General features: G+C 73.6%; 15 protein-coding genes. 9 read left to right on the forward strand and 6 right to left on the reverse strand.

Going from position 1 to position 14,822, the window contains the following annotated elements; translation table 11 throughout:
- On the reverse strand, window positions 1–909 hold a 909-nt coding region (locus CTKZ_RS12970; protein ID WP_160142899.1), incomplete at its 3' end, for a glycosyltransferase family 2 protein.
- Window positions 910–1,056: 147 nt separating this feature from the next.
- Between CTKZ_RS12970 and CTKZ_RS12975 the strand changes: the two genes are divergently transcribed.
- The 3 genes from CTKZ_RS12975 (at window position 1,057) to CTKZ_RS12985 (ending at window position 4,329) form a co-directional block, all read left to right on the forward strand.
- Window positions 1,057–2,178, forward strand: coding sequence for a UDP-N-acetylglucosamine 2-epimerase (locus CTKZ_RS12975; protein ID WP_124343342.1), 1,122 nt, complete (start codon window positions 1,057–1,059; stop codon window positions 2,176–2,178).
- 74 nt (window positions 2,179–2,252) lie between these two features.
- Window positions 2,253–3,341: a DegT/DnrJ/EryC1/StrS family aminotransferase gene (locus CTKZ_RS12980; RefSeq protein WP_124343343.1), complete on the forward strand. Its 1,089-nt coding sequence runs from the start codon at window positions 2,253–2,255 to the stop codon at window positions 3,339–3,341.
- 1 nt (window position 3,342) lies between these two features.
- The gene (locus CTKZ_RS12985; protein WP_124343354.1) at window positions 3,343–4,329 is read left to right on the forward strand and encodes a Gfo/Idh/MocA family protein; all 987 of its coding nucleotides are present in this window, start codon (window positions 3,343–3,345) and stop codon (window positions 4,327–4,329) included.
- A gap of 116 nt (window positions 4,330–4,445) precedes the next feature.
- On the opposite strand, the gene CTKZ_RS12990 is transcribed toward CTKZ_RS12985, so the two are convergent.
- Entirely contained in the window at window positions 4,446–5,984 is a 1,539-nt protein-coding gene (locus tag CTKZ_RS12990) for a hypothetical protein (RefSeq protein ID WP_124343344.1), read from the reverse strand.
- A 248-nt stretch (window positions 5,985–6,232) separates the two neighbouring features.
- Between CTKZ_RS12990 and CTKZ_RS12995 the strand changes: the two genes are divergently transcribed.
- Genes CTKZ_RS12995 through CTKZ_RS13010 form a run of 4 tightly spaced genes read left to right on the forward strand, consistent with a single transcriptional unit; the run spans window position 6,233 to window position 10,052 of the window.
- Window positions 6,233–6,979, forward strand: a complete 747-nt coding sequence (locus CTKZ_RS12995) for a sugar phosphate nucleotidyltransferase (RefSeq protein WP_160142900.1) — start codon at window positions 6,233–6,235, stop codon at window positions 6,977–6,979.
- Window positions 6,976–7,812 (forward strand): NAD-dependent epimerase/dehydratase family protein, encoded by an 837-nt coding sequence (locus tag CTKZ_RS13000; RefSeq protein ID WP_124343346.1) that lies wholly within the window; start codon window positions 6,976–6,978, stop codon window positions 7,810–7,812. Before CTKZ_RS12995 ends, CTKZ_RS13000 begins: the two co-directional genes overlap by 4 nt.
- Window positions 7,813–9,000, forward strand: a complete 1,188-nt coding sequence (locus CTKZ_RS13005; RefSeq protein WP_124343347.1) for a polysaccharide biosynthesis protein — start codon at window positions 7,813–7,815, stop codon at window positions 8,998–9,000.
- A 5-nt stretch (window positions 9,001–9,005) separates the two neighbouring features.
- Complete coding sequence (locus tag CTKZ_RS13010) at window positions 9,006–10,052, forward strand: glycosyltransferase family 2 protein (protein ID WP_124343348.1); 1,047 nt, start codon at window positions 9,006–9,008, stop codon at window positions 10,050–10,052.
- Between the two features lie 12 nt (window positions 10,053–10,064).
- Here CTKZ_RS13010 and CTKZ_RS13015 read toward each other — a convergent pair whose 3' ends face one another.
- The 4 genes from CTKZ_RS13015 to CTKZ_RS13030 are packed head-to-tail and all read right to left on the reverse strand — an operon-like array spanning window position 10,065 to window position 13,178.
- Window positions 10,065–10,505, reverse strand: a complete 441-nt coding sequence (locus tag CTKZ_RS13015; RefSeq protein ID WP_124343349.1) for a GtrA family protein — start codon at window positions 10,503–10,505, stop codon at window positions 10,065–10,067.
- Entirely contained in the window at window positions 10,502–11,365 is an 864-nt protein-coding gene (gene rfbA / locus CTKZ_RS13020; protein ID WP_124343350.1) for a glucose-1-phosphate thymidylyltransferase RfbA, read from the reverse strand. The genes CTKZ_RS13015 and rfbA overlap by 4 nt, the downstream gene beginning before the upstream one ends.
- A gap of 57 nt (window positions 11,366–11,422) precedes the next feature.
- On the reverse strand, window positions 11,423–12,403 hold the full coding sequence (locus CTKZ_RS13025; protein WP_124343351.1) for an FkbM family methyltransferase: 981 nt from the start codon (window positions 12,401–12,403) through the stop codon (window positions 11,423–11,425).
- 28 nt (window positions 12,404–12,431) lie between these two features.
- Entirely contained in the window at window positions 12,432–13,178 is a 747-nt protein-coding gene (locus CTKZ_RS13030) for a TIGR03089 family protein (protein ID WP_235843472.1), read from the reverse strand.
- Window positions 13,179–13,397: 219 nt separating this feature from the next.
- On the opposite strand from CTKZ_RS13030, the gene CTKZ_RS13035 reads away from it, so the two are divergent.
- On the forward strand, window positions 13,398–13,727 hold the full coding sequence (locus CTKZ_RS13035; protein WP_124343353.1) for a WhiB family transcriptional regulator: 330 nt from the start codon (window positions 13,398–13,400) through the stop codon (window positions 13,725–13,727).
- 51 nt (window positions 13,728–13,778) lie between these two features.
- Window positions 13,779–14,822, forward strand: a 1,044-nt coding sequence (locus CTKZ_RS13040; RefSeq protein ID WP_148090492.1) for a glycosyltransferase family 2 protein, incomplete at its 3' end; no start/stop codon positions are given.

Below are 14,822 nucleotides of genomic sequence, written 5' to 3' on the forward strand. Positions count from 1 at the left end.
GCGCCCGCCCGCGGCACCCGCCGCCGCGACGGCGACGACGCCCGCGAGCCCGACCCGCGGGTGCCGCAGCAGCACGTACGCGCCCGCCCCCGCGGCGGCCACGCCGCCGAGGAGCGCCCACCGCAGAGGCCCGGGCCGGCCGACGTAGCCGTCGACGAAGGTCGTGCCGCGGAAGTACGACTGGCGCACGAACCCGCGCATCCCCGCCCGACCGTGGTAGCGGAAGGCGAACTGGGGGGCGAGCCACATCCGCTCGTGCTCGGCGACGTCGCGCAGCATGCGGGTGTCGTCGCTCGACAAGGAGTCGTCGTCGTACAGCGACGCGAAGCGCGACATCGCGTCGAGCAGGAGCTGCCGGGGGGCCACCAGGCAGCCGGTGCCCTTGGGGTAGAGGTCGAAGTCCTCCGACCCGAACGACAGCAGGCGCGGGTCGGCGGTGTACCGCCGCCAGCCGATCTTGACGAGCCCTGCCCAGAACGCGGCGTACGGGTTGCCCGCCGTCTCGACGTCCACGTGGCCGACCCAGACGCGACGCTGCGGGTCCTCGCGCGTCGCGGCCCGCACCCACGTGAGCGAGGGCTCCTCGACGATCACCCGGCTGTCGAGCAGCAGCACGCTCTCCTCGCGGGCGGCGCGGACGCCCGCGAGGCGTGCCGCGAGCCGACCCGAGTTGGGCTGCGTGACGACGCGGACCTCCCCACGCGCCTCCCGCTCGCGGAGCACCTCGGGCGTGCTGTCCGTGCTGCCGTCGTCGACGACCACGACGTCGAGCGCGATGTCGGCGGCCCGCGCTGAACGCAGCAGCGCGTCGAGGCAGCGGTCCACCCACGACTCCTCGTTGAAGACGGGGATCACGACGCTCAGGCGCGCGAGGGGGTCGACGGTGGGGGAGGTGGGGACGTTGGTCACGCGCGCAAGGCTACGGGAGGAGGTCCGGCGAGTGGGCGGCCCGGGAGCGGTACCGAGGAGGGTCCGCGGGTGGCCTGTCGGACCCGGTCGCTCCGTTATTGTGGGGCGCGCGCCGGGCCGAGGCGTGCGTCGGGTGAAGGGCAACCAGTGTTCGCGATCATCGTCGGGACGACCGCCGAGCTCATCAAGATGGCTCCCGTCTACCACGAGCTGCAGGACCGGGGGCACGCCGCGGAGATCTGGTACACCGCGCAGCACGTCGAGGAGCTGGAGCCGTCGCTCGCCGACCTCGGGCTGCCGGACATCGCGGAGTGGCTGGTGCCGCGCGAGGGCGCCGCGAACCTCTCCCGGCCCGCGGAGGTACCGGGCTGGGTGCTGCGCGTCGCCACGACGGTGCTGCGTCGGCGGGCCGCGCTGCGACGTCGGCTGTTCTCCGACCGCACCGCGCCGGTCGTGCTGGTGCACGGTGACACGTTTACCGCGGTCGTCGGCTCGCTCGTCGGGAAGGTGCTCGGCGCGCGCGTCGCCCACGTCGAGGCCGGCATGCGCAGCGGCAACATCTTCAACCCGCTGCCGGAGGAGCTGAACCGGCGTGCGGTCGCGCACCTCGCCGACGTGCACTTCGCCCCGACCGCGAACGAGGCGCGCAACCTTCGCCGCCGCAGGGGCGCGGTCGTGACAACCGGCGCGAACACGGTGCTCGACTCGATGCGGATGGCCCTCAGCAAGCCGGCCGAGGCATCGATCCCGCTGCCCGAGCGGTACGGCCTGGTGACGCTGCACCGGTTCGAGCTGGTGCGTCAGGAGGACGTGTACCGACGCTCGCTCGAGGTGCTGCGCGACGCCGCCACGGACGAGGTGCCGATCGTCTGCCTGACTGGTGCGTCCGAGCGTGAGCGCATCGACGCGTACGGTCTGCGCGACCTGTTCGACGGCACCCGGTTCCTGCTCGCGGACAAGCTGAGCTACATCCGGTTCCAGCCCGTGCTCGCGCACGCCGAGTTCGTGGTCACCGACAGCGGCGGCGTCCAGGAGGAGACCAACTTCATGGGCATCCCGTGCGCGGTGCACCGCACGCACACGGAGCGCCATGTCGGCGAGGGCACCCAGATGGTGCTGACCCGGTACGACGTGGACGTGCTGCGCGACTTCCTCGCTCACCACGAGCAGTACCGGTCGGCGTCGCGCCTCGACGAGTACCGACCGAGCGGTGTCGTCGTCGACACCCTCGAGCTGATGGTCGGCGCGCCGGCCGCCGCGGCCGACTGAGACGCAATGCCGCCGATCGACGGGCGGCGACCATGAGGGCCGGCGTCGGTCGGCCCGCAACGGAAGGACATGCAATGGGTGCCACGATTCCCGCGGCGAAGCCGCTGATCGGGGACGACGAGCGCGCCGCGGTCGACCGCGTCATGCGCAGCGGGATGATCGCGCAGGGGCCGGAGGTGGCGGCGTTCGAGCGTGAGTTCGCGGACGCGCTCGTCGACGGTCGCGACTGCGTGGCGGTGAGCTCCGGGACAGCAGGTCTGCACCTCGGTCTCCTCGCCGCCGGCATCGGTCCGGGTGACGAGGTGATCGTGCCGTCGTTCACCTTCGCGGCGACGGCGAACTCGGTGGCCCTCACCGGCGCGACGCCGGTGTTCGCGGACATCGATCCCGTGACCTACTGCCTGGACCCGCAGCACGTCGAGTCGGTCGTCACGAGCCGCACGAAGGGCATCATGCCCGTCCACCTGTACGGGCACCCGGCCGACGTGACGGCGCTCGGCGCGCTGGCGGAGCGGCATGGCGTCCAGCTCTTCGAGGACGCCGCGCAGGCGCACGGCGCGCGCTGGCAGGGGCGCCGTGTCGGCACGTTCGGCTCGTTCGCGATGTTCAGCCTCTACCCGACGAAGAACATGACGTCCGGCGAGGGCGGGATGGTCTCGTGCGCGTCGCCCGAGCTCATTCGCGCCGTCCAGCTGCTGCGCAACCAGGGCATGGAGCGCCGGTACGAGAACGAGGTCGTCGGCTTCAACGCGCGCATGACCGACCTGCACGCGGCCATCGGCCGGGTGCAGCTCGGGAAGGTCGATGCCTGGACCGAGACGCGACGCCGCAACGCACGCTTCCTGTCGGAGCACCTCGAGGGTGTGGGCGTGCCGGTCGTCGTCGACGGTGCGGAGCACGTGTGGCACCAGTACACGATCCGCGTCGAGCAGGACCGTGACGGCTTCGCCGCCGCGCTGCTCTCGGAGCACGGCGTGGGTTCGGGCGTGTACTACCCGGTCCCGAACCACGAGCTCCCGTCGTTCGGCCTGACGATCGACCTGCCCGAGACGCGCCGCGCGTCGCAGCAGGTGCTGTCGCTGCCCGTCCATCCGGCACTGTCGGACGAGGACCTCGAGCGCGTCGTCGCGGGTGTGAACGCGGTCGCGAAGGCGGGTGCCTGACGTGGCGGCGCTGCGCGCGGGCCTCATCGGCCTCGGGATGATGGGGCGCCACCACGCCCGGGTTCTGCGGTCGATCGACGGCGTCGAGCTGGTCGCGGTCGCCGACCCGGGTGGTGACCCGCACGGCGTCGCGCGCGACCTGGCGGTCGGCGACTCGGTGCAGTCGCTGGTCGACGCGCGCGTCGACTACGCGGTCGTGGCGGCGCCGACGGTGTACCACGAGGCGATCGGGCTCACGCTCGCCGACGCCGGCATCCACACGATGATCGAGAAGCCGCTCGCCACCGACGCCGACGCGGCGACGCGGCTCGCCAAGGCGTTCGCCGGGCGTGGTCTCGTGGGGGCCGTCGGGCACATCGAGCGGTACAACCCGGCGCTGCGCAGCCTGCGGGCGCGCATCGAGTCGGGCGACCTCGGCGAGGTCTACCAGATCACGACGCGACGCCAGGGCCCGTTCCCGAGCCGCATCGCGGACGTCGGTGTCGTGATGGACCTGGCGACGCACGACATCGACCTCACGGCGTGGGTCGCGCGGTCGCGCTACTCGACGGTCGCGGCGCACGTCGCCCACAAGAGCGGCCGCAGCCACGAGGACCTGGTGGCGTTCGTCGGCCTGCTCGAGAACGGGCTGGTCACGAACCACCTCGTCAACTGGCTGTCGCCTTTCAAGGAGCGGACCACGACGGTCTCGGGAGAGCGCGGCACCTTCGTGGCCGACACCGTCACCGCCGACCTGACGTTCCACGCGAACGGCACTGTCGAGACGACGTGGGACTCCCTGGTCGGCTTCCGCGGTGTGACGGAAGGCGGCTCGCAGCGGTTCGCCCTCGAGAAGCGCGAGCCTCTCCTCGTCGAGCACGAGGCGTTCCGCGACGCCGTGCTGGGCGTCGGGAACGACATCATCGCGATGGACGAGGGCCGTGACACCGTGCGCGTCGCCCAGACCGTGCTCGCATCCGCGGCGTCGGGCCGTACCCAGGAGTGCTGACCCGTTGAGGCGGGACCTCGCGCGACACGTGTGAGGTCCCGCCTGCGCGGACGCGCCCACCGTGGCACGGGCGTGACGCGACCGCACGGGTGGACGTTTCGCGACGGCCGGACGGGTCAGCCGGGAACACCCTCGTGGTCCGGGACTGCCGGCTCGACGTCTGCGCCGTCGCGTCGACGCGGACGCAGGCGGTCGGCCATGCGTTGCGCGGGTGCAGTCGTCGTGACGAACCAGACCAGGCCGCCGAGCGCGACCGCCGTGAGCAGGCCCAGCCCCGCGGCGAGCTCCGAGAAGTAGTACAGCAGGGGCATCACGAGCACGGGCGGCGCGAGCCCGATCGCGAGCGTCGGTGCGGCGATCAGCAGCACCGCGACGAGGCGAGCCCGGTGGGGACCCCGGCGCCACAGGGCGATGCCGATGCCCACGGCAGCGAACGCGATCATCGCCGCGAAGTGCCACACGACGAACGCGCCCTTCTCGAGGTAGAGCCGGACCGCCGTCGTGGGGTGCTTGCGGACGATCTCCTCGTACTCGCCGCGCATGATCTCGTCGAACTCGACGCTGCCGATGAGCACGTCCGGGTCGACGGCCCGTGCGACCTGCCAGCCGTACTCGTCGGACCAGGGGATGCCGAACGGGGACGGCTCACCGTTGACCGGCGTGGGGTACGAGAGCCCGAGGTACATGGAGTGCCAGAGCGCGTGCGCGGTCGGCAGCTCGTTCACGGGCATGCCCGTGAGCTCGGCACGGTCGGCGTCGATCGACCGCATCGCCCCGATCGGCACGAGCGCAGCGATCGCGACCGCCACCGCCGCCGCGGCAGCGGCCCGCCACCAGCGCGCACGGCCCGAGCTGTGCAGCCACCACAGGATGCCGATGCCGAGGGCGGTCCCCATCCCGGACATCGACCGCGCGAGGTTGCTCACGCCGCTGAGCAGCGCGAGCACGACGCTCACCCCGACCAGCACGCTCGTGCGCATCCGCACCGTGCTGAGCGTGAGCAGCAGCGTGAGCGACAGGAAGACGAGCGACGCACCGATGCCGTACAACGCGTAGACCGGCGTGGGCGACCCGGCGTCCGAGAGTCCGTACTCCGTGCCCACCAGCGGCGTGCCCCGGTTGAGCAGGTACACCACCCCGGGCAGCGCGATGAGCGCGAGGCCCGCGCGCGGGCGGCCCAGCACGCGCGCCACGCCCAGCGGCAGGATCAGCAGCGGCAGTGCGACGAGGCCCGCGACCGCGAGGCGCAGGCCGGGGTAGGGGGACTCCGAGCCGGTCACGTGCGACATGAGCGCGGCGACGAGGTACGCGCCGGGGTCCTCGTCCCACGTGGCGGGGCTGTACTCGCCCGCGCCGGGGATCTGCGTGTACCAGGACCCGGTCCCAGTCTCCTTCGCGAGCAGGACGCCGGTCTCCTGGTACGTCCGGTAGCTCTCCCGCAGCTCGAGGTCGCGGGCGCCGTGCCAGCCGTAGTCCGGGCCGGTCACGACCGACAGGAACGTACCGACCGACAGCAGCAGGCCGACGCCGAGGAGCAGCAGGGTCCGTCCGCGCGACCACGGCCCGGACGTCGGTCTCGCGGGCGAGGGCGTCGCGTCGGGCTCGGCCTCGGCGGCGTGCGCTCGCTCGGGTCCGGTGGGTTCTCCCGCAGCCAAGGACGCCTCCAGACGGGCTTCGTGGCGCCACGGGTTCCTCGCACGCGGTGCGGCGCGTGCGTGCGCCGGCGTCTCCCGCGTCGCGACGCGGCGACGGACCAGGGTACCCCAGCGGGGTGCGCCGAACCCGTTCCCTTGCGGCCGCGGAGCGCCGGGGAGCGGCGACCCGGCTGGTACCTTGGTCGCCGTCTCACGGCCGCCGGGGCCGTGGCCGACAGGAGCGCAGGGTGAGTGGAAGGACCGATCTCGTGACCGATCCGGCTCGTGCGGACGGTGCACCGGCCGCGGCCCCTCATCGGTTCGGCTTCGTGCTGGCGGGGGGCACGGGGACGCGGCTCCGGCCCTACACCTCGGTGCTGCCCAAGCCGCTGATCCCCCTCGGGACCGAGTCCATCCTCGAGCGGGTGCTGCGCGGGTTCGCCGCGGCCGGCCTCGAGGACGTCGTCATCAGCGTGGGCTACCTCGGGCATCTCGTCGAGGCCGTCATCGGGGACGGTGCGTCGCGCGGGATGCGGGTCGAGTACACGCGGGAGGAGTCCCCGCTCGGCACCGCAGGCGCGCTCGCCCTCATCCCGTTCGACGTCGCCGACGACGACGTGGTCCTCGTGGTGAACGGCGACACGCTGACGTCGCTCGACATGGGAGACCTGCTCGACTGGTTCGAGAGCTCGGGTGCGGACGCCGCGATGGTCTGCGTGGAGCGGGCGGTCACGATCGACTACGGGGTCGTCGTGGCCGCCGACGACGGCACGCTGGTCGACATCCACGAGAAGCCGACGACGCGCAACCTGCTGAGTACCGGCATCAACCTGCTGCGGGGCCGCGCGCTGCGTCGCCTCCCGGCCGGCCGCGTGGACATGCCCGACTTCCTGCTCGGCCTGGTCGCCGACGGCCGGACCGTGCTGTGCCGGCGCACCGACGACCTGTGGATGGACCTGGGCCGTGTCGAGGACCTCGAGGCCGCGCACGACATGATCGAGCGCGGGGTCCTGTGACGACCGTCCTCGTCGGCGCGAGCGGTCACCTCGGCACGGTGGTCGCCGACCTGCTCGGCGACGTCGTCGCGGTGCCGGCGCGCGACGTGCTCGAACGTGGCCCCGACGCGATGCGCGGCGTCGTGCGCCCCGGTGCCGTGGTCGTCAACGCGGCGGGCGCGCGACGCGGCGAGCCCGAGGCCCTGCGGCGGCTGAACGTCGAGCTCGTCGCGGCGTTGGTGACGGTCGTCGACGAGACGTCCGGCCACCTCGTCCAGCTGGGATCGGCCGCCGAGTACGGCACCGCGCAGCCGGGCGGCCTGTGCGCGGAGGACGCCGAGCCGGCCCCCGAGTCCCCCTACGGCGTGACGAAGGCCGAGGGCACGCAGTGCGCGCTCGCGTCCGGGCGGGCGACCGTCCTGCGAGTGTTCAACGTCGCGTCCGAGCCGCCGCAGGACGGCACGCCCCTCGCGGACGTCGTCGCCCGGGTCGCCCGTGCGCGCGCGGGGTCGCCGGTCGAGCTGATCTCCGCCGCGACGGTGCGCGACTGGGTCCGGCCGTCGTTCGTGGCGCGCAGCGTCGAGCGCGCGGTCCGCCTGCGCCCCGTGGGCGTCTTCAACGTGGCCTCGGGCGAGGGCGTGGCGATGGGCGACGCCGTCGCCGGCGCGCTCGACCTCCTGGGTGTGCCCGCGGGTGTCCACGACCTCGCGGCGGCCCCGGCGAGCACGGTCGTCGGTACCGCCGACCTCTGGCGCTCCACGTCCGGCCTCGCGGAGGCCGTCACCACATCCGACCTCGCTGCGCTCGTCGCGCGGCACGCGCGGGCGACCGCCGACCTCCCCGAGGAGTACTGAGTGTCAGCACCGGCCCGTGACCTGGACGCGCACGCCCGTGCCGTCACGTCGCGCGACGTCTCCGCGTTCGCCCAGGCGTGGGACGCGCGGTCGGCGCACGTCGACGACGCGGTGCGGGGCGCCCGCATCCTCGTCACCGGCGGCGCCGGGTTCATCGGCGGCCAGACGCTGCGGCTCCTGCTCGCGCGGCGCCCGGCGCTGGTCGTCGTCGCGGACACCTGGGAGAACGGTCTCGCGGAGCTCGTGCGCGACCTGCGCTCCGAGGGGGCGATCCTGCCGGGCACGCGCTTCGAGCCGCGACTGGTCGACGTCACGACGCCGCTGATCGAGCGCGTGGTCGTCGACGACGGTCCGTTCGACATGGTCCTCGCGTTCGCGGCCGCGAAGCACGTGCGCACCGAGCGCGACGCCGTCTCGGCGCTGCACATGCTCAACGTCAACGTCAACGGGACGCTGCGGACCCTGCGCGCCGTGGCGGACGCGAACGCCGACGCACGCCTCTTCATGGTCTCGACGGACAAGGCCGCCGACCCCTCGAGCCTCATGGGCGCGAGCAAGCGTGTGATGGAGGAGGCGGTCCGGGTCGAGCTGCCGCACGCCACCACGACGCGGTTCGCGAACGTCGCGTTCTCGAGCGGCTCCCTCCTCGAGAGCTGGCTCATCCGGCTGGCCCGCGGCCAGGTGCTGCCCGTCCCGGCGGAGACACGCCGGTTCTTCGTCCGTCCGATCGAGGCGGGTGAGATCTGCCTGCTCGCGGCGACGGCTGAGCCGGGATCGGTGGTCGTGCCCACCGAGGGCGTCGTGGAGTCGACGCTGCTCGAGGACGCGCTCGACCGGATGCTGGCCGCGATGCAGCTACCGTCGCGCCGTGTGACCGACGACGACGCGGTGGGGTCGAGCGACGACGAGGTCGTCCGGGTGCTCGTCACGGCGCGCGACACGGCGGGCGAGAAGGCGGCCGAGGTGTTCGCGGGCGCCGACGAGCGCACGACGCCCTGGCTGCCCGGCGTGGACCTCGTCCGGACGTCGCCCGCCCGTCCCGCGGCGCTCGACGTGGCTGCCTGGGTCGCCGCCGCACGCGACAGCGCGCACGGTCCGACGGTCGCGGAGATCGCCGCGCGCGTCGCCGAGGCGGTGCCGGAGTTCGGGCACGTCACCAGCGCCCGCCGACTCGACGATCGGATCTGACGACGATGACGGACCAGCACAAGCGCACCCTCGACGTGGTCGTGCCGCTGTACAACGAGGCGGAGGGGATCGACCAGTTCCACGCGGTGCTCGTCGACGTCCTCGAGTCGGTCGGCGACCGGTACGAGTGGTCGGTCGTCTATGTCGTCGACCCGAGCTCGGACGGGACGTCGGAGCACGTGCGGCAGTTCGTCGCGCGTGACGAGCGCGTGCGCGCCGTGCTCCTGCTGCGTCGCGCGGGCCACCAGATGTCGCTCGTCGCGGGCATGGAGCAGACGACGGCCGACGCGGTCATCACGATGGACGGCGACCTGCAGCACCCGCCGGAGCTCATCCCGCGGATGCTCGAGCTGTTCGAGTCCGGCGTCGACGTCGTGCAGACGGTCCGCGCCAAGACGCACCAGCAGGGCGTGCTGGGCCGGACGGCGTCCCGCGGCTTCTACCGCGTGATGCGCCGGCTGTCCGAGGTGTCGATCGTCGAGGGCGGTGCCGACTTCCGACTGATGTCGGCGCGCGTCGTGCGGATCCTCACGCGGGAGATCCCCGAGAGCGACCGGTTCCTGCGGGGGCTCATCCCGTGGTTGGGCGTCCCGACCGAGACGCTCGAGTTCACTGCGCCCGCTCGGGCCGCAGGGCGGAGCAAGTACTCCTTCGGGCGGAGCCTGTCGCTGGCTGCGTCGGGGCTCGTGTCGTTCAGCAAGGCGCCGCTGCACGTGGGCATCGTGCTCGGTGCCGTCGTGAGCCTGCTGGGGCTCGTCGCGGGGCTCGTCGCCCTGGTGATGAAGCTGTCGGGCGCAGGCATCCCCGAGGGGTGGGCGACCCTGGTGGTGCTGGTCGCGATCCTGTCCGGCGTCCAGCTCATGACCCTGGGGCTGATCGGGCTGTACGTCGGTGTGATCTTCGACGAGGCGAAGAAGCGACCGCAGATCCTGGTCGACGAGCTCGTCGTGGGCCGGACGCAGGGACCGGCGGGCGTCCGCTCGCAGGACCTGCCGGTGATCACCCGACCGGCACCCGGCGAGCGCCGGCCTGCGGACCGCCCGACCGCCTGAGCTCGCGGCGCGTCAGTGCGTCGTGCGTGTCGGGGACGGCGACGCGCGCCGGAACACGATGCGGTTCAGCAGCAGGAAGTTCCACGTCGCGACGAGGGCCATGCAGATCGCCTTCGCGACCCACGGGACGAGACCGGCGGAGACCAGCACGCTGATGATCGCGGACGTCGCCGCGACGTTGACGAGCGCGAGTGCCACGTAGGCGCCGAGCTGCGCCGTCACGGGCGTGGTGTGCTCGCCCGCGAACGTCCACAACCGGTACCCGGCGAACGACGTCAGCAGCCCCAGGACGAAGCTCAGGACGTTTGCCGCGACGACCGGCAGACCGGCGCGCGCCAGGAGCTCGAACGTCCCGAGCTCCAGCAACGCCGCGCCGCCGCCGACCACGATGAACCGCAGGAGCGTCGCGTGCGTCGCGACCAGCCGGCGCACGCGCGCTCCCGGGGCGGTCATTGGGCGAGCAGGCCGAGCAGGTACGACCCGTAGCCCGACTTCACGAGCTTCTCGGCGCGCTCGCGCAGGTCGTCGTCGGAGAGGAACCCGCGACGCCACGCGACCTCCTCGGGCGCGCCGACCTTGAGGCCCTGCCGGTGCTCGATGGTCCGGACGTAGTCGGACGCCTCGAGGAGCGAGTCGAACGTGCCGGTGTCGAGCCAGGCGGTGCCGCGCGGCAGCACCTCGACCTGGAGGCGGCCCTGCCGCAGGTACTCGCGGTTGACGTCGGTGATCTCGTACTCGCCGCGCGCGGACGGCTTCAGGTCGCGTGCGATCGCGACGACGTCGTTGTCGTAGAAGTAGAGGCCCGGTACCGCGTACGACGACTTGGGCTGCGCGGGCTTCTCCTCGAGCGAGAGCGCACGGTTGTCCGCGTCGAACTCGACGACGCCGTAGGCCGTGGGGTCCGCGACGCGGTACGCGAACACCGCGCCGCCGTCGATGTCCTCGAAGCGCTGCAGCCGCGACCCGAGCCCGGGCCCGTAGAAGATGTTGTCGCCCAGCACGAGCGCGGCGCTGTCGTCGCCGACGAAGTCCGCACCCAGGACGAACGCCTGCGCGAGCCCGTTCGGCTCCGCCTGCACGGTGTAGCTGATCGAGATGCCGAACTGCGAGCCGTCGCCCAGCAGCCGGTGGAACTGCTCGGCGTCGTGCGGGGTCGTGATGACGAGGACGTCCCGGATGCCGGCGAGGATCAGCGTCGACAGCGGGTAGTAGATCATCGGCTTGTCGTACACCGGCACCAGCTGCTTGCTGACGCCCAGGGTGATCGGGTGCAGCCGGGTGCCGGAGCCGCCGGCCAGGATGATTCCGCGCATGGGGACACAGTCTGGCGCATCACCAGCGGCAACTCCTACTCGCCGGTCACGGGCGTCTCAGGTGCCCGCCTCCCCGGTCGGGGGTCGGTCGAGGCGCGTGACGACGAGGCCGGTGCCGGACAGCACGCGGACGGCGTCCTCGACACGCTCGGCGGGGACCCACGCGTGGTTCCACGCGAGCTCGTGGAAGCGGATGCGGTCGCCGACCACGGCCTCCCACGGGCTGAGGCGCACGTCGACGTAGCCGGCCGCCGCGCGCTCGGTCTCGAGCTCGCCGAACCGCGCGCCTCCCAGGACCTCGAGCACGACCCACGGCCTGCACTCCCGCAGCACCGTGCGCGCGCCGCGCAGGGTCCGCTCCTCGGCGCCCTCGACGTCGACCTTCACCACGCCGACCCGCGGCCGGCCGGCCGACGCCCACCAGCCGTCGAGGGTGACGGCGCGGACCTGGACCCGACGCAGCTCGCCGCCCTTGAACCCGGGGTCGGTCGAGGAACTCGTCTCGACCAGGCCCACGTCCGGCGGGACGTACAGGTCGAGCTGTCCCTCGACGTCGGAGACCGCGGCCTCGACGACGTGCACCCGCCTCCCGGTGGAGTTGAGCGTGAGGTTCTCGCGCAGCATCGCGGCCACGGGCGCGTACGGCTCGAACGCGTGGACGGTCGTGCCGGGAACGCTGGCCGCGACCAACGAGTAGACGCCGGTGTTCGCGCCGACGTCGACCACGGCGCCCCGGCGTTCGCGGACCGCTGCCAGCAGGACGTCCGGCAGCGGCCGCTCGTAGCCCCACCAGCCGCCCTGGCGGAACGCCTCGACCCACTGGTCGGTGCCGTTCCGGCGCAGGGCCTTGATGCGGCGGGCGCGCCACGCGGTCGCCGCGGCGGGCACGGTGACGGCGACGATCTCCCCGGCGGACCGGCGGCGGTCGGCCCGGTCCGCGAGGGTGTGGGCCCCGAGTCGCTCGAGCGCGCCGGCGACCCTGGGGTGCGCCGCGGCGGCCCCGAGCCGACGTCGCGCGGTGCGCAGCGTCCCGGTCATCCCACGGACGGTCACCGGGTCGCCGCCGTCAGGACAGGGTGGACCGCAGGGTGTCGAGCAGGTCGGCGTCCACGCGTTCCGGCCCGACGAGGCGTGCACGGGCGTCGGCGTCGTCGCGCAGCCGGGCGGCGACCGAGGTCGACGCGAGGACGAGGGACGCGTCGGCGGCCAGCGCCGCGACCGCGTCGAGGGCCACCGTCGCGTCGCGGGCCTCGCACAGCACGCGGCGCGCGTCGGGGGCGGGGGCGCGGGACGTCGCGAGCGCGACCAGCTCGGCGTGGGTCGCCTGCCAGTCCCGTGCCGCCCAGGCCGTGGCCGACGGGTCGACCGCGGGGACCCAGCCGAGCGCGTCGCCGTAGGTGCTCACCGCGGACGCCGCGTCCAGGGCCCCGCGCGGGAGGTCGTCGACGCGGCGGGCGAGGGCCGGGAGCGCGACCGCCACGACGGGCGCGGCACCGCCGGCGTGGTCGGCAGGACGGTCGGTGACGACGAGGTCGCTCCCGGTGCCGGCCACGGCGACGGTCGCACCGCAGCGCCAGGCCGCGAGGGCCCACACGACGGTCCGCCAGTGGCCGGGGAGGTCGAGCAGGACGCGCGTCCCGGGGCCCGCGTCGAACTCCTCGACGAGGAGGTTCGTGGTCTTGTTGACCCAGTTCTCGAGGACGGCTCCCGAGAGCTCGACGCGCTCGCCGCCGTCGCCGTACCACGTGAGCCGGGGACGGCCCGGATTCCGGGCGACGAGGGCGAGAAGTTCGGCGATGGTGGCTCCTGGCACGGCCTCAGCGTAGGCGCGACACGCCGTCTTCACCCGTGTGCCACAAGTTCACCCCGACATATCCGGGCAACTACCACGGCTCGGCTTGACGCCCTCGAACGACACGCGTGTAATTCCTGAGAAGAGATTCATGCGCGAGCACCACCACGCGGCGTCCTCCGGGAGCCGCTCTGCCGAGCCTTGAACGAACCGCACGAAAGACCCGCACGGAGGCACGCCATGTGGAACCTGCTCGACGACGACGACGAGACCTTCCCGAGCGACGCCCGGAAGCCGGCGGAACCCGCGTCGAACGTGCTGTCGCTCTTCGGAGCGCCCGAGGACGACGGGCCGATGGGGTGGCAGGAGCGTGCACTCTGCGCGCAGACCGACCCCGAGGCGTTCTTCCCGGAGAAGGGCGGCTCGACCCGTGAGGCGAAGCGCGTCTGCACCGGGTGCGACGTCCGGTCGGAGTGCCTCGAGTACGCGCTCGCCAACGACGAGCGGTTCGGCATCTGGGGCGGCCTGTCCGAGCGTGAGCGCCGCAAGCTGAAGCGCCGGGTCGTCTGACGCGTGTCGGTCGAGGGGTTCGCGGACCCCGGACGGCAGGATGGCCCGAGCATGACCGAGACCCTCCCGCCCGTGGACGCACCCACGACCACCGCACCCCTCCCGGTGACGACGCCGGTGACGGCGGTCGTCGTGACCCGGGGCCGGACGCGTTACCTGGACGACGCGCTCGCGGCCCTCGCCGCGTCGACCCGTCGTCCGGCGCGGGTGCTGCTGGTCGACGTCGCCCCGGACCTCGAGGTCGGGGGCGCCCTGGACGACGCCTTCGCGCGGCAGACCGGCTCGCCGCGGCCCCAGCTGCGCACCGTGCACGTCCCGGGCGCGCGGACCTTCGGGCACGCGGTGCGCGCGGCCCTCGCGGACCCGCAGGTCCGCGCCGACGGGCCGGCATCGACCTGGCTGTGGCTCCTGCACGACGACAGCGCCCCGGCCCCCGACGCGCTCGCCGAGCTCGTGCGCGCCGTCGGGCACGCGCGCTCGGTCGCGGTCGCGGGCGTCAAGCAGCGCACGTGGACCGACCCCGAGCGGCTGCTGGAGGTCGGCCTCCGCACCTCGCCGGCCGGGCGGCGGCTCACCGACGTCGCCCCGGGCGAGCTCGACCAGGGTCAGCTCGACGCGCGCGAGGACGTGCTGGGCGTGGGCCTGGTCGGCGCGCTCGTGCGGCGCGACGTGTGGGACGAGCTCGACGGCCCGGACCCCGCGCTCGGCCCGTTCGGCGACGGCGAGGACCTGTCGCGTCGCGCGCGCCTCGCGGGGCACCGCGTCGTCGTCGTGCCCGCGGCCGTCGTCCGGCACGCGCAGGCGACGTACCTCGGCCTCCGTGCCGAGGACGGTGAGCCCGTCGACCGCGACGGTGACGGCCTCGACGACGCGGGCGACCCGCACCGCTCGTACGCCGCGCGCCGCCGCGCCGCGGTGCACCGCCATCTCGCGGCCGTGCCGCTGCCCTGGCTGCCGTGCGCGGCCCTTCTGTTCCTCGCCGCGGGCCTGCTCCGCTCGCTCGTGCGGCTGGGCGCCAAGCAGCCCGGCCTGGCGGTCGACGAGCTGCGCGCCCCGGTCGCGGCGCTGCTGCGTCCCGACGCGGTCGCCCGGGCG

Origin of the sequence: Cellulomonas algicola, from assembly GCF_003851725.1 — a bacterium.
GTDB classification, from domain to species: Bacteria; Actinomycetota; Actinomycetes; order Actinomycetales; family Cellulomonadaceae; genus Cellulomonas; species Cellulomonas algicola.